Genomic DNA, 22,005 nt, shown 5'->3' on the forward strand with positions numbered 1-22,005 from the left:
TTGTCGGCGTTGCCTCCAACTCCCTTGAGGTCTTTGGTGAAAAGCACACGAAAGGGTGATCGCTCACTCCGTCGCAATTGACGCCTTATCGGAAAGAATTGTGCTTTCCGCGAGGAATTGCGCACGATGCGCGATCGAAAGAGTACGAACGGTGGTCACCTCATCCTGCTCCGCAGAGTCGTCATCAGGTACCCGCCCACCAGCGTGGCCAGCGACAACGTGAGGGCGCCGCCCACAGGTTGGGCGATCACACGGGCCGCGGCGGCGACGTAGCGGTCACCCCCGAAGGGCCACGACAACAGGAACGTTTCGCGCAACCGTGCGGGCAGGCCGGCCGCGTCCCCGTTCGCTCCTCCCAGGGCCTGCCGCACGAGGGGTGCGACGGCGACCGGTACGGCGACGACCGCGGCGAGACCGGCGGTGGTGGACCGGAACAGCCCCGCGGCGAGCACCCCGGCCCAGCCGCAGCCGACCACGAGGCCGGCCCAACTCGCGGTCGGCGCGAGCCAGTCGCCGGGAACCTGGGTGAGTTCCCGTCCGTATACGACGTAGAGCACCTCGGCGTCGCAGCCGGCCGTGAGGAAGGCCAGCAGCAGGGCGGCGGCCGTGGTGACGAGGAGCTTCGCGGCGAGCAGTCCCAGGCGGCGCGGGACGGTGCCCCGGTCCGCGGCCAGTGCGGGATGGCGGAACTCGTCGCCGAAGGCGAGCGCGCCGATCAGCCCCGCGCCGAGCGCGGCCGGCGGCAGCGGGAACTGCTGCGGCCATGCCGCCAGCAGCCGGGGCTGGGGCGTGTGCCCGATCCGCCCCGCGACCAGGGCGGTCAGCGCGGAGACGACGAGCACGGCGGCACAGATGGCGAACCCGGTGCCGATGCCGAGGGCACGGCGCAGTTCGTAGCGCACGGGACGCAGGGGGCCGGCGCCCGCACGGACGGAGATGGGAGGGGGCAGGGGCGCCGAGGCGTCCGGCCTCACGGCCTCCGCCGGACGCGGAGTGGGGATCGAGGGCTGCGCCCCCGCGGTGGCGCTACCGGACGGCCGGGCCGCGGCACGGCCGGGGGACTCCGTGGTCTCCGAGTGGCCGGTCCCCGTTTCTCCCGGCCGGGGGCGCCGTGCCCCTTCTCCGCGCTCGGCGGGACGTCGCCGCACGGAAGGCCGTGCGTCGGCCGGGGGGACGTGATTCCGGGCCTCCCTGCGGCCGGGCTCGTGCGGGGCGCCTTCCGGCGTGGGCACGCCGCCCTGGCGCTGGGGGCGGGCCTCGCTGCCGTGACGGACCGCCGCGGACGGGGCTTCGCCGGGGCGGGCGGCCCCGGGGGCGTTGCCGCAGCCGTCGGCAGGCACCGGGTCCGCGCCCTCGCGGCCGAGGGCTGGGCTTCCCGCCCCTGAGCGGGTCCGTGTCCGCACCGCCGGGCCGCTGTGCGCGTGCGCCGTCGGGGGCGCGCCGTCGGCGGATACGGCCGGCGTCGCGCTGTCGGCACGTCCGGAGACGGAGACGGCCTCGGACGGCCCGGACGCGGCGTCCGCCGTGTCCGCCGTGCCCCTCGCCTCTCTCGCCACCCTCGTCGCGGCGCCGGATGCCGCTGCGAGCGTCGCCGTCACGGCTCGTTCCTCGAATCCGTCCGGGAGTCCGTGGTCGCGGGGAGCGGCGGCGGGCTTTCCCTCGGCTGTCGCCGAGCCGGGCCCCTCAGCCGGCGCGGCAGCGGCGAACACGCCGCCGGAGTCCGTCGTGCCCGGCGCGCTCCCGCTCGCCGCGCCGGCCGCTTCGCGGGGGGCGCGTCCGGCACGGGCGGCGGCAGACGCCGGCCGCCGGTCGGTCGCCGGACTCTCGCATTTCTCACCCACCGTCCGATCGGCGGCCTGCTGTTCTGTCCCGGCCCCGGCCCCAGCTCCCATGTCGCCGATCTCGTCCGCCAGTTGGTGAACGAGGATGCCGTGGCGGAACGCGGTCTCACCGACATCGGCACACGTACTGCCGTAGACGGAGAGGCGATTGCCGTTCTCCCGTACGACCTCGACGGAGCGGTGTGCGGTGCGGGCTTCCTTGGCCAGCAGAGCCGCGAGACGGGCCGCGTGCGGGGTGCGGACGGCGACACGCGGACGCAGCCGGTGGCGCCCGAAGTCCTCGGCCTCCTGGTCGGCCACGACGGTGCCGCGTTCCAGCGTGACCACGCGGTCGGCCGTGCGCGCGGCCTCCTTTGGATCGTCCGTGGCGAACAGAACCGTGCCGCCCCGGCCTGCGTGGGCCCTCAGCACCCCGTGCAGCCAACGGCCCTCCCGCGCGGAGAGGCCGCGAGTGGGGCTGTCGAGCACCAGGGTGTGCGGATCGGTGAGCAGGACGCAGGCCAGGCCCAGCCTCCGGTCCATGCCCCGGGACAGCGTGCCCAGGCGTTCCTCCCGGAAACTGACGAGTCCGACGGCCTCCAGAACCTCGTCGGCCCGCCGGGCGGGAAGTCCCGCCGCCGCGCACAGCATGCGCAGGTGGCCTCGGACGGTGCGGGAGGGGTGACCGGGTACATCGCCCAGAAGGACACCGACCTCGCGCGCCGGGTGGGCGATGCGGTGCAGCGGACGGCCCTTGAAGTAGGTGATGCCTCGGCCCTGTTGGAGTTCGAGCATGAGTCTGAGCGTCGTCGTCTTGCCCGCGCCCGCAGTCCCCAGGAGCGCGGTGACGCGCCCCGCGCGCGCTTCGAAGGACACGTCGTCGACGGCGGGCGGAATGCCCTTGCGGGAGTCGCTGGTCAGTCCGAAGGCCTGGATCACCCGCAGCAAGATAGCGCGTTATGTCCCTTTTTTCGGGGTTCTCGGGTTCGCGAGGCGCGTTCCGCACCCACCGTCGCCCCGCCCGCTCCCTCGTTTTTCCCGGCCCGCGGGAAACGGCGCCTTCGCACTGCGCGCACGAGGACGGGGAATCAGACCTCGGGCCGCAGCATGGGCGGGTTGAGCAAAGTGGCGCCACCGGCCCGGAAGAGCTGCGCCGGCCGGCCGCCCTGCCGCGTGGTCGTGCCTCCTGTCGGCACGAGAAAGCCCACTGTGCCCGTCACCTTGCGGTGGAAATTACGTGGATCGAGCGCGACGCCCCACACCGCCTCGTAGACGCGGCGCAGTTCACCGACGGTGAATTCGGGCGGGCAGAAAGCGGTCGCCAGCGATGAGTACTCGATCTTGGAGCGAGCCCTCTCCACCCCGTCGGCCAGGATCTGGGCGTGGTCGAAGGCGAGCGGGGCCACCGGTTCACCGTCGCGGCCGTAGCCGCCCTGCTGCAGCAGTTCCTCCACGGGTGCCCACCGCGCGTCCCCGGCGTCGCCGCCCGCCCGGGGCGCGGGCAGATCCGGCGCGAGGGCGAGGTGGGCCACACTCACGACGCGCATCCTCGGGTCACGCTCCGGGTCCCCGTAGGTCGCGAGCTGCTCCAGGTGGGCGCCGTTGTCCTGGACGGGCGCGGCGGGGTCGTGGGCGCGCAGGCCGGCTTCCTCCTCCAGTTCGCGTGCCGCGGCCTGCGCCAGGTCCTCGTCCTCCCGCACGAAGCCCCCGGGAAGCGCCCACCGCCCCTGGAACGGCGGCTCTGCCCTGTGCACCGCCAGCGCGCACAGGGAGTGATGGCGCACGGTCAGCACGACCAGGTCCACGGTGACGGCGAAGGGCGGAAAGGCTGACGGGTCGTAGGGCATGCGGTGATCATAGTCGTCTGCCTGACGATAAACACTCCCTCCGTCGGTCGCAGCGTCGACCGCTGTGCGGACTTGCACCCCGAGCCCCACGGCTGCCCCTGCCAGGGCTCAGCCCCCGTGTCGCACGAGGTCAAGCCCCCCCTCGCAGCCCGTGGCCTGCGAGGCAAGCCCCCCGTCGCACGTCTGGCCCGTACGAGGCCGACCCCCGCGTCGCCCCTCCTGGCCCGTACGAGATCAGGCACCCAGTTGCAGTCCTTCGGCCGCCTCCTCCACCAGAGCCATGCCGAGCCTGCTGACGCGCACGGAGAAGGGCGCTCCGGCCACCCGCAGCCCCGTGAAGCCGATCTCCCCGAGCGGCGCGGCCCGCACCGGCCGCAAGGTGACCGACCTGGCGGGGGCATCGGGCCGGATGCCCACGAGCGAGGTCAGCAGCAGGACCGCGGCGGCGGCCGCCGTGGCCGAGGGACGGCAGGCCGCCGGATGCGGCACGGGCGCGCCGCCCTCCGTGCGCTGCTCCCCGGCGAACATCTCGGGCAGTCGGTGCCCGAAGGCCTGGGCCGCCGCCAGAACGCCCCGCAGGAGCGCGCCCGCCTCCTTCTCGTGTCCAGCGGCCGCCAGACCCGCCACGGCGACCGCCGTCTCCGCCACCCGCACCGCCCCGGCACGATGCCCGAAAGGGTTGAAGCCCGCCTCCTTGGCGGCCAGCCCGCGCAGTCCCCAGCCCGAGTCCATCGACGGTCCGCCGAGCAACCGGGCGAGTTGCCCGGTCTGTGCCTTGTCGAGCAGTCCGGGCGCCTGCTCGCCACCGCCCGCCAGCCCCGTGTCGAGGAGATGCACGGCGGAAGCGTCGAGGTGGGTCAGAAGCCGCCCGTCGGGGGTCCTGCCCGCGGCGGGTCTGCCGCCGCCGCGGTCCTCGACCCAGAAACCGCTGCGGAACGCCGAACGCAGCTGCTCGGCCCACTGCCGCAGCTCGGCGGCGCCCGGCCGGTCGAACGCGTCGAGCAGATCGGCGCCGAGCACTGCCGCTCGGTGTGCGTACGCCTGGATCTCGCAGCGCACGGGCCGTCCGGGCAGCGGATCGCACAGGTACGTGTCCTCGCCCACGGCGGTGCGCAACCAGCTCAGGCAGTCCGCGGCGGCGGGCAGCAACTCCTCCGTCTCCTGTTCCGGAAGGCCCCATCGGCGGGCTTCCGCGAGGAGCACGGGAAAGAGCAGGGTCGCCTCCGTGCCCGTGCACCCGGGCGGAAGGTGCGGACCGGCGTCCCTCCGCGGACCGGGGATCATGCCGGACTGCGGCCCCGGGCCCGCCCGCTGGGTGCGGGCCAGCGTGCGCAGGGTGCTCGCGGCGAGCCGGGTGCCCAGGGGCAGCACCATGCGGGCGGCGACGAGCGCCTCGGCCGGGGCAAGACCGGAACGCCAGGGTGTTCCTGCCGCGAGGTGGAGGTCGGCGGGGTGCATCGGGTCGCGCAGCAGGAGAGCGTGCAGGTCGTCGATGCCGGCGCGCATCAGTTCCGCGACACCCGGGGCGTCTCCCGTGGCCCGCGCCGGTGCCAGTGGGCTCGTCGCCGCGCGGCCCGCCGCCCGCAGCGGGCCCGCACCGTCCTGGCGTACCCGCAGTTCCACGCTCGTCGTGCCGCCCGGGGGCAGCTCGAACTCCCAGCGGAGCAGGCCGGCGGAGGCCAGCGCTTCGGCGGGTGGCGGGTCCGCGGTGACCGACGCGCTCGTGGCCCCGCTGGACCAGCGCAGACCTGAGCCACGCACGCTCGCGGGACGCTCGCCGCCCGCGCGGCCCCGGGCGATCTGGCCCAGGTCGGCGAGGTCCGTCCCGAGGGCCACCTCCACGGGGACTCTCAAGGGGCGGAGCGATGTGCTGCGCAAGGTGATGCGTTCCGTGCCGTCCGCGTCGCGCACGCGTTCCACGAGTACGTCGGGATCGGGCCCGGTGCCCGGCGAAGCACGCAGGACGCCCACGAAGCGGGCCCGGTCCGCGGCGGTCATCAGGGCCTGCACGGCGAGCGGTTCGCGGCCGGCGACCCGGATCTGGCAGCGGGAGAGCAGGCGCCTGCCGGCGCGGTAGAAGCCTTCAAGACCGCGACCGGTCAGCTGTCCCTGGGCGGTCGAGATCGCCAGCCCGGGGAGGGCGACGCAGATCAGGGCGTCGTGGGCTGGAGGCAGCTCGGACGAAGGACGAGCGGCCGGCTGCCGCGCCGCGACCCGGGAGCCGCCACGGACGGGAGCGGCGACGCGCGCGGGCGGAGAAGCGGGAGCGGACGGGACAAGGCGTGTCTCCCGGCTCGTCGTCCCGCGCCACGTCGGCCCGGCCGCCCACGTCTCGGAAGGGAGCACGGCCCCGGTGGGGCAGGGCGGCGTCGGCTGGTGCATGGGACGGCTTCCTCTGCGCTCTGTGGGCCCCGGGCGGGCGGGGCGCCCGGCGTCGGCCCGGGGGCCTGGGAACGGCGGCGGGGCGGCCCGGCCGGGCGCTCCGCCACTCAGGTGAACGCCGGGGGGCCGTCCCGGGTCACGCCTGTGGCGGGGGAAGCCGACCGAATGGCGGCTGTACGGAACCCACCGGCCGACGGGACCGCCGACGCCCGGCCACCGGTCCTCGTCCCGCGCGATGCGTGCCGCGCTTTCTGCCGGTGGCAGCGGTCCGGACGACGAGGGCCGGACCGCGCCGCGCCGTCCCCCACCGCATCCTCCCCCGCCCGTCGGCTGATCGCCCGGTCCGCTGTCGCCCGTAGGCCCGTGGCCCGGACGATCATGCGGAACCGACCGACCGTCCAGGCCCGGCTCCCCGCACTCGGCAGGCATCCCGTGCGCGCCCGGCCCCTTCCGCTCGCCCCGCCTCCCGTGCCGGCCCCGCCCCTCGCGCTCGCCATGCCTCCCGTGCGGCCCGGAGAGCCGGTGACCGGCCGGCTTCCCCTGGGTCGCCGAGCAGAGCTTGGACCACCACCTCTGGATCGACCGGAGGGGGTTCATACGCCGTCCTCGGGCCTGTCGGCCCGGGGCTTGCCGGTCGGCCGGCATCCGCCGCGGCGGTGTACGTCCCCCTTGGTCCTGGACCCGGCCCGTGGGCGGGTCCGTCCGGGCGACCTGGAGGCCCCGGGGCGCGGGTGACCGCTGTCGGTGCGGGAGGTGACCGGGCGTGCCCCCTCCGCGCCGCCACCGTCCGCGACGGGTGCGTCGCCTCGCAGCCGGCGCCGACGTCCGAAGGACTCGCCCTTCACCGCCGGTGAGTGACTGCCGTCACCGGCGGTCACCAGCGCCCGCGCCGGGCCGCCCACGGTTTCTGCCCCTTCCTCGTCCTCCGCCTTCGGTACGCTGCCCGCGTCCGTGAGGCCTTCCGCCTCCCCCTCTTCTTCCGTCTCTCCCGCCCTTTCCGCTGCCGCGTCCGCGACGGCCGCGTCCTGCGGGACCATGGCGTCCGTCTTCTCCGCGTCCTCGACGGCCGCCGCCTGCGCAGCCGCGTCTTGTCCCGTGTCCTCGCCTGCGCCGACCGGTTCCGCGTCCGCCGACCACTCGCGTCCCGCCCGTTCCGCACGCAGGCAGCGTCGGACCGATTCCGGGTCCAGGCCCTCGTTGCAGGCCTGGTGCAGCAGACGGGCGAAGAGGTAGTCGGGGTCCGCGCCGAGCGCCATGGCGAGGGCTTCGCGAGCCTCCAGGCCGTCGCCCAGGGACCAGGCGACCCAGCCGGCGAGTGCCAGCGGCGCGGCCGCATGCTCCCCGTAGCTGCCGACGCAGCGGCGGGCCAGTGCCCGCCACAGACGGAGCGCCGGAGCCGCTTCCTCCCCTTCCATCCACTCGGCCGCCCGGTCGCGCGTCGTCCGGTCCTGCAGGCCGAGGATCAGGAAGGCCGCTTCCTCGTCCTCGAGCAGTCGGTCGTCGCGCAGGTCGGAGGGGAGCGCACCGGCGATGCCGGGGGCCTCGGCGAACCGCCACAGGACCCGCTCGGCCAGGTCGAGTGTCTCCTCGGCCACCACGACACGGTTCGCCTCGTCGAGAATCCTGGGCACCAGGGCCCTGCCCGCCTTGTCCAGCGCGGTCTCCTGCGCCCGTGCGGCAGGGGTCTCCCAGGGAAGCAGCCTGGCCCGCAGCTCGCGCAGGCTGCCGCGCACCTGGATGCCCGCGTACGTCGCCGCGGCGGCCAGGACCGAGGTGCCGGGCAGCCCCATGGGCCGTCCCTCGTCGGGGCAGCACCCGTCGGTCGGACAGCAGTAGGACCAGAAGCGGCCCCCGGAGATGCACAGGGCCTCGATCACCGGGACGTCGAAGCGGCCGCACTCCGTGCGCAGTTTCTGCGCCAGCGGCTGCAACCGCCGTACGACGTCGCGCGGCGACTCACCGCTCGCGGGCTCCTGGCAGAGGAAGGCGACCATCTGCTCCGGTTTGGCGCCTCGGCGCTCGCTGCCCGTGATCAGGCCGTGGGCCAGTTGCCGGGCCGCCGACGGCCAGTCGCCCCGGCTCGGCGGAATACCGAGCCTGGCCCGGCCGCCGAACCTGCCCCGGCCGTCCTTGTCGTGCAGGGCGACCAGAACGATGCTGTCGTCCGGCCGGTAGCCGAGCAGGTACGGGAGGGCGTCGGCCAGCTCGGCCGGAGTACGCAGGGTGACCTGATGTTCGGGGCCCGGTCCCTCGTAGGTGATGTGGCCGTTTCCGAAGGGTCCGGTCGTTTCGCTGTGGTTCGTCATGCGCCGACGATCTCGCGGAATTGAATCTTCCGCTTTTGCCTGTGGATAACTGCCCTGTGGACAAGTCCGGCCAGGGTCACGCCGTCGGAAGCCCCGGCCGCGGGCCCACCGTCGGGGCCCCGCCGCTCCGGACAGCCTGCTCGTCCGGCTGTCTCCGAGCCCCGGCGGCCTGCCGCGCTCTCCGGTGACCGGCACCGTCCCGCTGTCTCCGATTGTCACTGCCGTCCTGTTGTATGGGACGCATGGAGCACACGAGCAACGCGGAACTCCGGGCGGCGGCCGACGCGGTCCTCGCCCGCCTCGTCGGCGACGGCACGGGCACGGCCCGGTTGCGCGAGGACCAGTGGCGGGCGATCGAGGCGCTGGTCGCCGAGGGGCGCCGGGCCCTGGTCGTCCAGCGCACCGGCTGGGGCAAGTCCGCGGTGTACTTCGTGGCGACCTCCCTGCTCCGGGCGCGCGGGAGCGGCCCCACGGTGATCGTCTCCCCGCTGCTGGCGCTGATGCGCAACCAGGTCGAGGCCGCCGCCCGCGCCGGCATCCACGCCCGTACGATCAACTCTGCGAACCCGGAGGAATGGGACACCGTCCAGGCGGAGATCGCACAGGGCGCGGTCGACGTCCTCCTGGTCAGCCCGGAGCGGCTCAACAACCCCGACTTCCGTGACCAGGTCCTGCCGAAGCTCGCCGCCGCCACCGGTCTGCTCGTCGTGGACGAGGCCCACTGCATCTCGGACTGGGGGCACGACTTCCGCCCGGACTACCGGCGGCTTCGGACCATGCTCGGTGAACTCCCGGCGGGTGTGCCGGTGCTGGCCACCACCGCCACCGCCAACGCGCGCGTGACGGCCGACGTCGCCGAGCAGCTGGGGACGGGTGACGCCTCGGGCACGCTGGTGCTCCGTGGGCCCCTCGACCGGGAGAGCCTCAGCATGGGCGTGCTGCGGCTGCCCGACGCCGCACACCGGATGGCCTGGCTGGCGGACCATCTCGACGATCTGCCCGGCTCCGGGATCGTCTACACCCTCACCGTGGCCGCCGCCGAGGAGGTCACCGCCTTCCTGCGGCACCGCGGACACGCCGTCGCGTCGTACACCGGCAAGACGGAGAACGCCGAACGGCAGCAGGCCGAGGAGGATCTGCTGGCGAACAAGGTCAAGGCGCTGGTGGCCACCTCGGCCCTCGGCATGGGATTCGACAAGCCGGACCTGGGCTTCGTCGTGCACCTCGGTTCCCCGTCGTCGCCGATCGCCTACTACCAGCAGGTGGGCCGGGCCGGCCGCGGAGTCGAGCACGCGGAAGTGCTCCTTCTGCCCGGCAAGGAGGACGAGGCGATCTGGGAGTACTTCGCGTCGCTCGCGTTCCCCTCCGAGGAGCTGGTGCGCAGGACCCTCGACGTGCTGGCCCACGCTCCGGGACCGATGTCGCTGCCGGCTCTGGAGCCGCTGGTCGAGCTGCGCCGTTCGCGCCTCGAGGCCATGCTCAAGGTGCTCGACGTGGACGGGGCGGTCAAGCGGGTCAAGGGCGGATGGATCTCGACGGGCCGGCCGTGGACCTACGACACGGAGCGTTACGACTGGGTCGCGCGGCAACGGGCGGCGGAGCAGCAGTCGATGCGCGAGTACGCGGCGACGACGGGCTGCCGCATGGAGTTCCTGCAGCGCCGGCTCGACGACGAGACCGCCAGGCCGTGCGGCCGCTGCGACAACTGCGCGGGGGCCCGGTTCACCGCCGACCTTTCGGCCTCGGCGCTGGACGCCGCGCGCGTGGACCTGGGCCGGGCCGGGGTGGAGGTGGAACCGAGGCGCATGTGGCCGACCGGTCTCCCGGCGATCGGTGTCGCTCTCAAGGGGCGCATCCCGCCCGCGGAGCAGGCCTCTGAGGGGCGGGCCCTGGGACGTCTGTCGGACATCGGCTGGGGCAACCGGTTGCGGCCCTTGCTCGCGCCCCACGCTCCGGACGGCCCCCTGCCGGAGGACGTGGCCCGGGCCGTGGTGGGCGTGCTGGCCGACTGGGCGAAGGCACCGGGTGGCTGGGCCACGGGCGCGGCGGACGCGCAGCCGCGCCCGGTCGGTGTCGTCACCATCGCCTCGCGCACCCGCCCCCGGCTCGTCCAGTCCCTGGGCGCGCACATCTCCCAGGTCGGCCGGCTGCCGCTGCTGGGCACCGTCGAATACGCCGGGGACGCGCGTCCCGTGTCCCGCAGCAACAGTGCGCAGCGGCTCAAGGCCCTCGACGGAGCGCTCACCGTGCCGCCCTCGCTGGCCTCGGCACTCGTCGGCCGTCCGGGGCCGGTGCTCCTGGTGGACGACTGCACCGAGACGGGCTGGACCCTCGCGGTCGCCGCCCGGCTGCTGAGAAAGGCGGGGGCGCAGGGAGTCCTGCCTCTGGTGCTCGCCGTTCAGGGCTGAGCGCGCCCCGGCTGCGGCAGCCCGGCGGCGGCCGCGCCCGTCCGGCGGCCGGGTCCGGGTGCCGGGCCCCGCTTCTCACGGTCCGTGGCGCGTATGCGCCGTGGAAGGCGTGGTACTTGCTCCGCACAGGCGGTGGAGGCGTGACCGACCGTGCACTTCAAGGCGTCGCGAGGCCGACCGCTGGGTAGGGATATAAGGCACGGGTCAGCCGATAACGGTCGGTGACCCCAATTGCTCGTTGCCGCAACCCAGTTCGACAGGAAGAATTGAATTCCGCTCCCCGCGCGGCCCCGGCCCGGTCCGGTAGGGCTCCGCCGCGGTGTGCGCTCCCCCGAATCCGACCCCGCCCGCAGTATGGGCGCGTAGCCGAAGGGAGGAACGTGACCTTCGGATTCGCTCCGTCCTCGGCGGCCTCGTTGTCGTCGACCGCCGCCTCGGCCCATCGTGTGCTCGAACCCGCGGAGTGGGCCTCCGCGGGCATTCCTCTGCTGCGCAACCCCCGGGAAGTCGTCAGCGGACTGCACTCCCGGCACCGTCCGGGGCCGGCCACCGCCGTGGTCGCGGTCCTCGATCCGGACGAGCGGCTACGGGCGAGCGCGTCGTTCACCCGCCGCCCCTCGCCCGCCGACGGCTGGATGTTCCGCAACGCGCTGCTCGCCCAGTTGCGCCGCGTCGTACCGCACGATCTGCGGCGCCGTACCCCGGTACGCACCGCGGTGCTGCTCTACTGCCGGGAGGGCGACGCGCGTTGGACGGAGGAGGACGGCGCGTGGATGTGGGGGCTGCGTGACGCGTGCACCTTGCACGGGCTGCGCTGCGGGGCGTACATCACGCTGACCAGAGACGGGTGGCAGGTCCTCGGTGAGGGGCGAGGTGGCCGCAGGCCGAGCGCCGTCTCGACGCCCGAAGCCCTCGGCACGGCGGAGGCAGCGCCGCCGTCACCTCGTACCGGAGGCGCGGCCTCCGAGGTGCTGCGCCGCGCAGCGGCCCGCTGACGCCGGCGCCGAACCCCGGCACCACCGTTCCGCGCAGCCCGGCCTGCGCGGGCCTCCGCGACCGCAAACGACCCGGTCCCGCACCGCGCCCTGAGTGCGCCGTCCCCCGCGCGCACGGGCGCGAAGAACGACGCTGCCGTGCGGGGCGGCCGGACACTCCCGGAGCATCCCTCATGCCGAAACAGCCGTCGCGCGGTGCTCCGCGACGACGGCTGTCACCCACCGCGCCTGACGGGCAGGCCGGACCGGACGGGCAGGAGTTACCGGCCGAGCCGCCGGGAACCCCTCAGACGCCTGCGCCCAGCACCGAGTTGATCTGCTGCGGGTCACCGCAGACGATCAGCAGCGCTCCGGCCCGGGTGTGGGCCAGCGGCAGGGCGGCGGCGACGGCGTCGTCGGTGCCGCCGTTGACGGCGACCACGACCACCGGCCGGGAGGCGGCACGCGAGGTTCCGGCGGCGTCCGTGTAGAAGACGTCGTCGCCCGCGTCGTGCTGCGCCCAGTAGGACGGTTCACCGAAGGACAACTCGTGGGCGGCCCAGGGGTGCGGGTCGCCGGTGGTGATCACCAGCACCTCCCCAGGGGCACGACCCGACTCCAGGAGCAGGTCGACCGCTTCCTCGGCGGCGTCGAGGGCTCCCTCGGCCGAGGCGGGGATCAGCTGGATCTGCGGAGCCGCCGAGGCGGCGGGGACAGCCGGGCCCGAAGGGGCGGGCTTGGTCGCGGCCGCGTCCCGCGGCGTACGCTGCGCCGGCGGCGCGGGCCGCACGGGGCCGGGACGACCGGGACGCGACGGAGCCGCGGGACGGGGGCCGGGTACGGGACGGGGGGTCGGCGCGGTGCGGCCGGTGGCCGGAGTGGCGCGGGGACCCTGGGCACTCTCGTGAATCTGAGGCTCCTCGGGAATGAGAGGCATGAGCTGATATTTATCAAACGTTGGTACGGCCCGCGTGAGCGGGGGGCACATCCGGGCAAGCGGCCCCGTCAGAAGTCGAAGCCGAGCTGGCCCTCGATCTGCGGAACGTTTCCCTCCAGCCAGACCCGGGCCTTCTTGAGGTGCTGCCAGCGCGGCAGCGCATCAAGATACGCCCACGACAGCCGGTGGTACGGGGTGGGCCCCCGCTCCTCCAGCGCGGCCTTGTGCACAGGCGACGGATAACCGGCGTTGGCCGCGAATCCGAAGTCTGCATGGTCGGCGCCCAGTTCGGCCATCATTTTGTCGCGGTGCACCTTGGCGATCACCGAGGCCGCCGCGACGGCCACGCACGACCGGTCACCCTTGATGACCGTGCGAACCCGCCAGGGAGCGCCGAGGTAGTCGTGCTTGCCGTCGAGGATGACCGCGTCGGGACGGACGGGCAGTCCTTCCAGGGCGCGCACGGCGGCGAGCCGCAGGGCCGCCGTCATCCCCAGCTCGTCGATCTCCTCCGGTGCGGCGTGCCCGAGGGCGTACGCCGTCACCCACTTCTCCAGTTCCACGGCGAGTTCCGTGCGCCGCTTGACGGTGAGCAGCTTGGAGTCGGTGAGCCCCAGGGGAGGCCGGCGCAGTCCGGTGACCGCGGCGCAGACGGTGACGGGTCCGGCCCACGCACCCCGCCCCACCTCGTCGACACCTGCGATGACCTTGGCTCCGGTCGTTGCGCGAAGGGAGCGCTCGACGGTGTGAGTGGGTGGTTCGTACGGCATGGCGCCCTTAGCGTACGCCGCCCTGATCCCGATGCGACACCCCGGTTTCCCCGCGCGGTCGCAGCGCTGCCGCAGACCCGGTGGTCCGGGTCGCCGTCTTCACTCGTGCACATCTTCGCGCGCGTGTCAGCGCAGCCGGTGCGACAGCGAGGAGACGGGCGTCGACCGCGGCGCTCACCCCTCACCGGCCCGCTTCGGCGCCGCTGCGCCACCGTGCGTGATCAATTCCCCTGGAGACGGCAGCTCCTCGGATCCAGTGCGCCGGGCTCGGGTCGCATTCGTGAATCACGCAGCGAAGCGCGGGGACGCGGCACGGAGCGGAGCCGGCCCGGACTTCCCGCCGGGCTCAGCGGGGGCGTCGAAGCGGGTCAGGCCCGGGTCGGCAGCCAGTCGGGCAGCGCCTCTGTGGAGCGCACCCATTCGGCGGGCGGACTGCCCGCCTCGCCCCCGGCGAGCACCCCGCCGACGATGGCGCAGGTGGTGTCCACGTCGCCGCCGGCCTGGGCCGTCCTCCAGAAGGCCTCCTCGAAGTCGCCGAGGCACCGGGCGGCCGACCAGAGCGCGAAGGGCACCGTGTCGTGGGCCGTCGTCCGCCGACCGCAGCCGAGGACGGCCGCGACCGTGCCGGCGTCGCCGTAGTCGAGCATGTCGCGGGCGCGGCGCAGTCCGGCGCCGACGGCGCTGCGGGCGGGCACCAGGGCGATGACTCCGTCCAGGAGTGCTTCGGGGCGCGGCGGCCCGTCGGGGGCCGCGGCCAGGGCGGCTGCCGCGGCGACCGCCATGGCGCCCACGACGGCCTCGCGGTGCTGATGTGTCGGGTACGCCGAGATCTCGGCCTGGTGGGTGGCCTGCTCCGGGTCGTCCGCGTACCAGGCGCCCAGAGGGGCGATCCGCATCGCGGCACCGTTGCCCCAGGAACCCTGGCCGTTGAAGAGGGCCGCGGCCAGTTCCCGCCAGTCCCCGCCCTCCCGGACGAGACGCAGGAGGCGGTTGACCGCGGGGCCGTACCCCCGGTCGAAGTCGTGGTGGCGGGCGAAGGAGTCGGCCAGGGCGTCCTGGTCGATGCGGTGGTGGGCGACGAGGACGGCCACCACGGAGCAGGCCATCTCCGTGTCGTCGGTCCACTGCCACGGGCCGGGCGGCAGCTCACGGCGGTGGAGGAGGGGGTAGTTCGCCGGCACGAAGAACTGCGAGCCCAGCGCGTCCCCGACCGAGAGTCCGCGTGTGCTGGCCAGGGCGCGCTCCAGGCGCCCGCCGGGAGAGGAGTCTGAGGTCATCGCTCGCCACTCTATCCAGTGATCCCGTACGGCTCCGGGTCCCGCCACCGCTCGAACGGCCGGTCCATGGCGTACCTGCCGTCGTCACCGAGAACGAGCATCCGCATCTCGGCGTTCCCCGGATTCGACAGTGCCTCGAATTCCGCGACGGTCCAGTGGAACCAGCGCATGCAGAACAGGCGCATCGCCAGGCCGTGGGTCACCAGGAGGACGTTGGGCGGGTGGTCGGGGGCCTCGAAGCTGCGGAAGAGGCTCTCCAGGAAGCCACCGACCCGGTCGTAGACGTCGGCGCCGGACTCGCCCTGGGCGAAGCGGTAGAAGAAGTGGCCGTAGGCGTCCCGGTAGGCCTTCTGGAGGCGTACGTCGTCGCGGTCCTGCCAGTTTCCCCAGTCCTGCTCGCGCAGCCGTGGTTCCTCACGCACCCGTATGAGGCCGGGGTCGAGGTGGAAGGCATGGAGGGTCTCGTGGGTGCGGCGGTAGGGGGAGACGTACACGCTCACGCGTTCGCGTCCGAACAGCTCGCGCAGTTCCTTGCCGGTGTCCTCGGCCTGCTGCCTGCCCCGCTCGGTGAGCGCCAGCGCGTGATCGGGCTCGCGCTCGTAGACGGAGTCATCGACATTGCCCGTCGACTCGCCGTGCCGGACAAGAACGATGCGCCGTGGTCGTGCCATGCCAAAACACTAGATCGGGCGACGACCGTTCGGAGAATCGAGCGGCCCCCGTACGGCGTAGGTCACACGTCCGGACGCCATGGCCGTCGAGGGCGCGTCCGCGCTCCCGGGCGCGTCACACGGTCCAGGTGGGCTCCAGGTCCACGATGGCGCCCGTCATGGACGCCACATCGGCTTCCGTCTGAGCACGCAACGCCAGGCGCTCGACACGCTCGGTGCGGTACTTCCCGTGCTCGGCGGAGGACTGCCACATGGACAGGACGAGGAATTCGCTGCCCGGTGCCTCACCGAACAGGCCCCGGACCATGCCGGGCGAGCCGGCCATCGCCGGGTTCCACACCTTCTCCTGCATCAGCGTGAAGTGCTCGGCGCGCTCCTCACGGACCCTGCAGAGCGCGACACGGACCAGGTCGGCGTCCGTGAAGCGCGGCTGGAACCCCGTCTTCACATCGAATCTGTGATCGAAAAGCCGGACCTGCGCGTCCTTGAACGTTCCGGCCTGGGCGGCCGCCAGCCGGTCGTGGGAGCGGGCCATGAACGAGTCGTAGAAGGCGCGGCTCTCCCAGAAGGCGAAGACGTGGGCCACCCCGTCCCGGCCCCGGCTCCAGCCGCCTCCCTGCCCCCGAAACCCCGGCTCTCCCAGAAGCCCCGCCCACTTTCGCTGCCCCCGCTCGAAGCCCCGGCGGTCCACCACGGTGCAGCGAATCCACTTGACCAGCACCGCGCCATCGTACGGCCCTGGAGCGTGGCGTCGGTCACTCTCCCGAAGACAGCGCCCGCACAGGCGCACCGGTCGGCATGGCACGATGGACAACAAACGTTCGCATGCCGGAAGTTGAGGCAGGCGGGGCAACGGGAACACGGGGAAGGGGGAGTCCGGTGAGCGGGCTCAGCAAAGGAATCCGCAAGATCGAGGTGGCGCTCAAGTGGGACCCCAGTCCGGCGGGGCAGCCCCCCACGGACCTGGACATCGTGGCCGGCACCTACCTGGCGGACGATCCGTACGGCGAACCCGTCTACGTGGTGCACTTCGACAGCCGCTCCCCCGACGGCACGATCTACCTGAACCGGGACAGCACGGACGGCAGGGGCTTCGGCTGGGACGAGGTCATGACGCTCGAACTCGACCGGCTCGACACCCGGTACGCGCGCGTGGTCGTCGGTGTGGTGATCCAGCAGCGCGCCGCGCACCGCGCCTTCGCCGACGTCCTGGACCCCGGGCTGCGGATCCGCGAGGGCTACACCGTTCTCGCCCAGGACGACTTCGGGGGTGTGCCCAGGGCGCGGGCCGCGGCCGTCGCGGAGTTCGCGCGCGACGAGTCGGGCAGCTGGGTCTTCCGCCCCGGCGTCCACGGGTTCGAGGACGACCCCGCGACGTTCACCCGCACCATGGGGCGCATCCACCGGCCGTAGCCGGACCCACGGGACGAAGGTAAGGGGCGTCAGCCATGGCCGACGCCCCTTACCTCACGGCCTGCCTGTCAGGTCAGCTGCAACCGCTCGTGGAGCCGCAGCCCTCGCAGATGTAGCAGGAACCGGCGCGCTGCATCTTGGTGCCGCAGGAGAAGCAGAGCGGGGCGTCGGCCTGGATGCCCAACTGCATCTCGACCAGTTCGGCGCTGGTGTGCGCCTCCTTCGGGGCGGGCGCGGCCACCTCGGCCTCGGCCTTCGGCATGGCGACGGCCTTCAGGTCGGTCTGGCGGGGCGCCGACTGGGCCAGCCCCTCGACGTCGACCTCCTCGTCGATCGGCTCGTAGGAGCCGGTCTCCAGGTGGCGCTGACGCTCCTCGGCGGAGTGGATGCCGAGCGCGGAGCGCGTCTCGAAGGGCAGGAAGTCCAGCGCCAGGCGGCGGAAGATGTAGTCGACGATCGACTGGGCCATCCGCACGTCCGGGTCGTCGGTCATGCCGGCCGGCTCGAAGCGCATGTTGGTGAACTTCGAGACGTACGTCTCCAGCGGCACGCCGTACTGAAGGCCGACGGAGACCGCGATGGAGAAGGCGTCCATCATGCCCGCGAGCGTCGAGCCCTGCTTGGACATCTTCAGGAAGACTTCGCCGAGACCGTCGTCCGGGTAGGAGTTGGCGGTCATGTAGCCCTCGGCGCCGCCGACGGTGAAGGAGGTGGTGATGCCGGGACGGCCCTTCGGGAGACGCTTGCGGACCGGGCGGTACTCGACGACCTTCTCGACCTTGGGCTGCTTCTCCTCGGCGGCCTCGGGCTTCTTGTCGGAGTCCTTGGTCTTGGCGGAGAGCGGCTGGCCGACCTTGCAGTTGTCGCGGTAGATCGCCAGCGCCTTGACGCCCAGCTTCCAGGCCTCGAAGTAGATCTCCTCGACCTCCTCGACGGTCGCCGACTCCGGCATGTTGACCGTCTTGGAGATGGCGCCGGAGATCCACGGCTGGATCGCCGCCATCATGCGGACGTGGCCCATGGGGGAGATGGCGCGCTCGCCCATGGCGCAGTCGAACACCTCGTAGTGCTCCTGCTTGAGACCGGGGGCGTCGATCACATTGCCGTGCTCGGCGATGTGGGCGACGATCGCCTCGATCTGCTCCTCCTGGTAGCCCAGGCGGCGCAGGGCCTGCGGGACGGTGCCGTTGACGATCTGCATCGAGCCGCCGCCGACCAGCTTCTTGAACTTGACCAGCGCGAGGTCGGGCTCGACACCGGTGGTGTCGCAGGACATCGCGAGGCCGATGGTGCCGGTCGGGGCGAGGACGGAGGCCTGGGAGTTACGGAAACCGTTCTTCTCACCGAGGCGCAGCACGTCCTGCCAGGCCTCCGTGGCGGCGGCCCACACCGGGGTGTCCAGGTCGTCCATGCGCACGGCGGTGGCGTTGGCGTCGGAGTGCTGCTTCATGACGCGCTGGTGCGGCTGCGCGTTGCGGGCGTAGCCGTCGTACGGTCCGACGACCGCGGCCAGCTCGGCGGAGCGCTTGTAGGCGGTGCCGGTCATCAGGGAGGTGATGGCACCGGCCAGCGCGCGGCCGCCGTCGGAGTCGTAGGCGTGGCCGGTCGCCATCAGCAGGGCGCCGAGGTTGGCGTAGCCGATGCCGAGCTGGCGGAAGGCGCGGGTGTTCTCGCCGATCTTCTGGGTCGGGAAGTCCGCGAAGCAGATCGAGATGTCCATCGCGGTGATGACCAGCTCGACGACCTTGGCGAAGCGCTCGGACTGGAAGGACTGGTTGCCCTTGCCGTCGTCCTTGAGGAACTTCATCAGGTTCAGCGAGGCGAGGTTGCAGGACGTGTTGTCCAGGTGCATGTACTCGCTGCAGGGGTTCGAGCCGTTGATCCGGCCGGACTCCGGGCAGGTGTGCCAGTGGTTGATCGTGTCGTCGTACTGGATGCCCGGGTCGGCGCAGGCCCAGGCGGCCTCGGCCATCTTGCGGAAGAGGGACTTGGCCTCCACCTCCTCGATGACCTCGCCGGTCATCCGGGCACGCAGACCGAACTTGCCGCCCTGCTCGACCGCCTTCATGAACTCGTCGTTCACCCGGACGGAGTTGTTGGCGTTCTGGTACTGGACGGACGTGATGTCGTCGCCGCCCAGGTCCATGTCGAAGCCCGCGTCGCGCAGGGCGCGGATCTTCTCCTCCTCCTTGACCTTCGTCTCGATGAAGTCCTCCACGTCGGGGTGGTCGACGTCGAGGATGACCATCTTGGCGGCGCGGCGGGTGGCACCACCGGACTTGATGGTGCCCGCGGAGGCGTCGGCGCCGCGCATGAAGGAGACGGGACCGGAGGCGTTGCCGCCGGAGGAGAGCAGTTCCTTGGAGGAACGGATCCGGGAGAGGTTCAGGCCGGCGCCGGAGCCGCCCTTGAAGATCATGCCCTCTTCCTTGTACCAGTCGAGGATCGACTCCATGGAGTCGTCGACGGACAGGATGAAGCAGGCGGAGACCTGCTGGGGCTGCGGGGTGCCCACGTTGAACCAGACGGGGCTGTTGAAGCTGAAGATCTGGTGCAGGAGGGCGTACGCCAGCTCGTGCTCGAAGATCTCGGCGTCGGCGGGCGAGGCGAAGTACTTGTAGTCCTCACCGGCCTTCCGGTACGTCTTCACGATGCGGTCGATCAGCTGCTTGAGACTGGTCTCGCGCTGCGGGGTGCCGACGGCACCGCGGAAGTACTTGCTGGTGACGATGTTGACCGCGTTCACCGACCAGAAGTCGGGGAACTCGACGCCACGCTGCTCGAAGTTGACCGAGCCGTCGCGCCAGTTGGTCATGACGACGTCACGGCGCTCCCAGCTCACCTCGTCGTACGGGTGTACGCCGGGGGTGGTGTGGATGCGCTCGATGTGCAGCCCCTTGTTCCCAGCCTTGCCGCCCTTGGCGCGGGAACCTCGTGCCGGACCGCTCGCCGTCTCTGTCATGCCGCCTCCCTGATACGGGCGAAAACGCCCCGAAGTGCCCCGATGTTCCGAGACACGATGTTCTGTCTGGTGCTGCGGGCACCCCTGTCGCTGCCGCCCGCAACCGTCTTCCTCGCCGCCGCACAGCCGGATCCGGACCCGCGGTCCGGACCGGCCCGCCGATCAGTCGGCGGCGCGTGCGGGCAGGGGGACCTCAGCCGTCCCGCCGCGCCCGCGATCGTCTTCCTGGCTCCCCGTGACGGCACCGTCGCCGCCCTCCTCCTGCGCGCCGGGGCGTCGCGTTCCTTCCCTCAGCTCCGCGATGGCGGCCTCGAAGTCCTCGAGCGAGTCGAACGCCCGGTAGACGGACGCGAACCGCAGGTAGGCGACGAGGTCCAGCTCCCGCAGGGGGCCGAGTATGGCGAGCCCCACCTCGTGAGCGGCCACCTCGGCGCTCCCGCTGGCCCGCACCGCTTCCTCGACCCGCTGCCCCAGCTGGGCCAGCGCGTCCTCCGTGACAGGCCGCCCCTGGCACGCCTTGCGCACGCCGTTGATGACCTTGGTGCGGCTGAAGGGCTCGGTGACTCCGGACCGCTTGACCACCATGAGCGAACACGTCTCGACGGTCGTGAACCGGCGAGAGCAGTCAGGGCACTGGCGGCGCCTGCGGATCGCCGTGCCGTCGTCCGTCGTACGACTGTCGACCACACGGCTGTCGGGGTGCCTGCAGAAGGGGCAGTGCATGGACTCCAACCCTCCTCACAGCAGACTCAATGGCTACGCAGGACCTCATGGGCCCCGCGGAAGCAGCCCCAAGCATAGGCGATGACGAGAGGACCGAAGACCCGGGGGAACACAACTTGTGGGCTGCTGTAGCTATCCAACCACTAGATGTAGGGATTGGCCGGTACGTGCCCGACGGGGCACGCGTGTCGCGGAGGGACGGCCCCGGCCCGTGCGGCCACCCCGGGCCCGCGCAGCGGAGGAAGACACGCCGACGCACGCCGGCTACGGCCGCGGGCGTACGGAGATACCGTGAACGCCGCACGGAGGACGCGTGGGACTGTCCGGCAGATGGGCGACCGGCACCCTGCCGACGGGCCGCCGGATGGCAGACTGGGGCAGCGGTCCGAAGGGCCGCACCCCGGCGGTGAAGAGTACAGCAATGGGCCCTTTTGCCTGCCGGGTGCCGCGCCACCTATACACCCAGACACATGATCAAGCCAGACCATTCGCGGTTTTTCACTCGAACGTGTGTTTGGCGCAACCTTTCGAAAGCAACTACCGTTGTGCCGGAGGGAGACCATCGAGAGGGGCCGACGTGACCACCACCGCAGACAGTGCCACCATCACTGCCCAGGACCGCCCCCAGGGCCGACTCGAGCCGGTGCATGCGATGAACGAAGCCGCGAACCCCGAGGGACACAAGCGCTCCCTGCCGGGGCGACCTCCAGGCATCCGGGCCGACAGCTCGGGGCTCACCGATCGCCAGCGCCGGGTGATCGAAGTCATCAGGGACTCGGTGCAGCGCCGGGGCTACCCGCCGTCCATGCGGGAGATCGGCCAGGCCGTGGGGCTGTCCAGCACCTCGTCGGTGGCCCACCAGCTGATGGCGCTGGAGCGCAAGGGCTTCCTCAGGCGCGACCCGCACCGCCCGCGCGCGTACGAGGTCCGCGGCTCCGACCAGGCCGCAACGCTGCAGCCCACGGACACCGTGGGCAAGCCGGCCGCGTCCTACGTCCCGCTCGTCGGGCGGATCGCCGCCGGCGGCCCGATCCTCGCCGAGGAGTCCGTCGAGGACGTCTTCCCGCTCCCCCGCCAGCTGGTCGGCGACGGTGAGCTGTTCGTCCTCAAGGTCGTCGGCGACTCGATGATCGAGGCCGCGATCTGCGACGGCGACTGGGTGACCGTCCGCCGCCAGCAGGTCGCCGAGAACGGCGACATCGTGGCCGCCATGATCGACGGAGAGGCCACGGTCAAGCGCTTCAAGCGCGAGGACGGCCACGTCTGGCTGCTCCCGCACAACGCGGCGTACGAACCGATCCCGGGTGACGACGCGACCATTCTCGGCAAGGTGGTAGCAGTCCTGCGGCGCGTCTGAGACGACCGCCGGACGGGCCCACCGACCCGCCCCTGACCGGGCCCCGGAACCCCTGCGCCGGTTCCGGGGCCCTGCGCTGTCCGGACACCGACAGGCCGCGGCCCCCGGCCGCATGCCGTGCTCCGAGCCGGCCTCGGGCCACACGCACGACCACGGGA

15 protein-coding genes are annotated in these 22,005 nt (G+C 72.6%); 4 read left to right on the forward strand and 11 right to left on the reverse strand.

Annotation, left to right across the window (positions count from 1 at the left end; all coding sequences use genetic code 11):
- Positions 1–155: 155 nt before the first annotated feature.
- From IG64_RS16680 to IG64_RS16695, 4 genes are all read right to left on the reverse strand, one after another.
- Entirely contained in the window at positions 156–2,759 is a 2,604-nt protein-coding gene (locus tag IG64_RS16680; protein ID WP_037856874.1) for an ATP-binding cassette domain-containing protein, read from the reverse strand.
- Positions 2,760–2,908: 149 nt separating this feature from the next.
- Positions 2,909–3,667: an NUDIX hydrolase gene (locus IG64_RS16685; RefSeq protein ID WP_037856760.1), complete on the reverse strand. Its 759-nt coding sequence runs from the start codon at positions 3,665–3,667 to the stop codon at positions 2,909–2,911.
- Positions 3,668–3,901: 234 nt separating this feature from the next.
- Positions 3,902–6,049, reverse strand: coding sequence for a glycogen debranching N-terminal domain-containing protein (locus tag IG64_RS16690; protein ID WP_234438529.1), 2,148 nt, complete (start codon positions 6,047–6,049; stop codon positions 3,902–3,904).
- Between the two features lie 593 nt (positions 6,050–6,642).
- Positions 6,643–8,355, reverse strand: a complete 1,713-nt coding sequence (locus IG64_RS16695; protein WP_037856762.1) for a DUF4192 domain-containing protein — start codon at positions 8,353–8,355, stop codon at positions 6,643–6,645.
- Between the two features lie 242 nt (positions 8,356–8,597).
- Here IG64_RS16695 and IG64_RS16700 point away from each other — a divergent pair, with 242 nt between their 5' ends.
- Positions 8,598–10,763: a RecQ family ATP-dependent DNA helicase gene (locus IG64_RS16700; RefSeq protein ID WP_037856765.1), complete on the forward strand. Its 2,166-nt coding sequence runs from the start codon at positions 8,598–8,600 to the stop codon at positions 10,761–10,763.
- 380 nt (positions 10,764–11,143) lie between these two features.
- Positions 11,144–11,758: a hypothetical protein gene (locus IG64_RS16705; protein WP_037856767.1), complete on the forward strand. Its 615-nt coding sequence runs from the start codon at positions 11,144–11,146 to the stop codon at positions 11,756–11,758.
- A 286-nt stretch (positions 11,759–12,044) separates the two neighbouring features.
- Here the strand turns inward: IG64_RS16705 and IG64_RS16710 are convergent, their stop codons facing one another.
- The 5 genes from IG64_RS16710 to IG64_RS16730 form a co-directional block, all read right to left on the reverse strand.
- Positions 12,045–12,674 (reverse strand): hypothetical protein, encoded by a 630-nt coding sequence (locus tag IG64_RS16710; protein WP_078884046.1) that lies wholly within the window; start codon positions 12,672–12,674, stop codon positions 12,045–12,047.
- 68 nt (positions 12,675–12,742) lie between these two features.
- Positions 12,743–13,444 carry a ribonuclease HII gene (locus IG64_RS16715; protein WP_037856771.1) on the reverse strand — a complete coding sequence of 234 codons (702 nt, stop codon included), beginning with the start codon at positions 13,442–13,444 and terminating at the stop codon, positions 12,743–12,745.
- Between the two features lie 368 nt (positions 13,445–13,812).
- A complete protein-coding gene (locus IG64_RS16720; protein ID WP_037856775.1) occupies positions 13,813–14,721 on the reverse strand; it encodes an ADP-ribosylglycohydrolase family protein in 909 nt (302 codons plus the stop codon).
- 11 nt (positions 14,722–14,732) lie between these two features.
- On the reverse strand, positions 14,733–15,392 hold the full coding sequence (locus tag IG64_RS16725) for a histidine phosphatase family protein (RefSeq protein WP_037856777.1): 660 nt from the start codon (positions 15,390–15,392) through the stop codon (positions 14,733–14,735).
- A gap of 115 nt (positions 15,393–15,507) precedes the next feature.
- Entirely contained in the window at positions 15,508–16,113 is a 606-nt protein-coding gene (locus tag IG64_RS16730) for a YdbC family protein (RefSeq protein ID WP_037856778.1), read from the reverse strand.
- Between the two features lie 158 nt (positions 16,114–16,271).
- Here IG64_RS16730 and IG64_RS16735 point away from each other — a divergent pair, with 158 nt between their 5' ends.
- Positions 16,272–16,805, forward strand: a complete 534-nt coding sequence (locus IG64_RS16735) for a TerD family protein (protein WP_037856780.1) — start codon at positions 16,272–16,274, stop codon at positions 16,803–16,805.
- 73 nt (positions 16,806–16,878) lie between these two features.
- Here IG64_RS16735 and IG64_RS16740 read toward each other — a convergent pair whose 3' ends face one another.
- Together IG64_RS16740 and nrdR are read right to left on the reverse strand one after the other, a co-directional pair.
- Complete coding sequence (locus IG64_RS16740; protein ID WP_037856782.1) at positions 16,879–19,767, reverse strand: vitamin B12-dependent ribonucleotide reductase; 2,889 nt, start codon at positions 19,765–19,767, stop codon at positions 16,879–16,881.
- 162 nt (positions 19,768–19,929) lie between these two features.
- Positions 19,930–20,490, reverse strand: coding sequence for a transcriptional regulator NrdR (gene nrdR, locus IG64_RS16745; protein ID WP_037856786.1), 561 nt, complete (start codon positions 20,488–20,490; stop codon positions 19,930–19,932).
- Between the two features lie 577 nt (positions 20,491–21,067).
- On the opposite strand from nrdR, the gene lexA reads away from it, so the two are divergent.
- The gene (lexA, locus tag IG64_RS16750) at positions 21,068–21,847 is read left to right on the forward strand and encodes a transcriptional repressor LexA (RefSeq protein WP_037856788.1); all 780 of its coding nucleotides are present in this window, start codon (positions 21,068–21,070) and stop codon (positions 21,845–21,847) included.
- Positions 21,848–22,005 lie beyond the last annotated feature (158 nt).

This window comes from Streptomyces sp. NRRL S-340 (assembly GCF_000720185.1).
Taxonomy (GTDB): domain Bacteria; phylum Actinomycetota; class Actinomycetes; order Streptomycetales; family Streptomycetaceae; genus Streptomyces.

Coding starts and splice junctions, on each gene's coding strand:
- IG64_RS16685 (WP_037856760.1), bottom strand. CDS start 3,667: ATGCCCTACGACCCGTCAGCCTTTCCGCCCTTCGCCGTCACCGTGGAC.
- IG64_RS16690 (WP_234438529.1), bottom strand. CDS start 6,049: ATGCACCAGCCGACGCCGCCCTGCCCCACCGGGGCCGTGCTCCCTTCC.
- IG64_RS16695 (WP_037856762.1), bottom strand. CDS start 8,355: ATGACGAACCACAGCGAAACGACCGGACCCTTCGGAAACGGCCACATC.
- IG64_RS16700 (WP_037856765.1), top strand. CDS start 8,598: ATGGAGCACACGAGCAACGCGGAACTCCGGGCGGCGGCCGACGCGGTC.
- IG64_RS16710 (WP_078884046.1), bottom strand. CDS start 12,674: ATGCCTCTCATTCCCGAGGAGCCTCAGATTCACGAGAGTGCCCAGGGT.
- IG64_RS16715 (WP_037856771.1), bottom strand. CDS start 13,444: ATGCCGTACGAACCACCCACTCACACCGTCGAGCGCTCCCTTCGCGCA.
- IG64_RS16720 (WP_037856775.1), bottom strand. CDS start 14,721: ATGACCTCAGACTCCTCTCCCGGCGGGCGCCTGGAGCGCGCCCTGGCC.
- IG64_RS16725 (WP_037856777.1), bottom strand. CDS start 15,392: ATGGCACGACCACGGCGCATCGTTCTTGTCCGGCACGGCGAGTCGACG.
- IG64_RS16740 (WP_037856782.1), bottom strand. CDS start 19,767: ATGACAGAGACGGCGAGCGGTCCGGCACGAGGTTCCCGCGCCAAGGGC.
- nrdR (WP_037856786.1), bottom strand. CDS start 20,490: ATGCACTGCCCCTTCTGCAGGCACCCCGACAGCCGTGTGGTCGACAGT.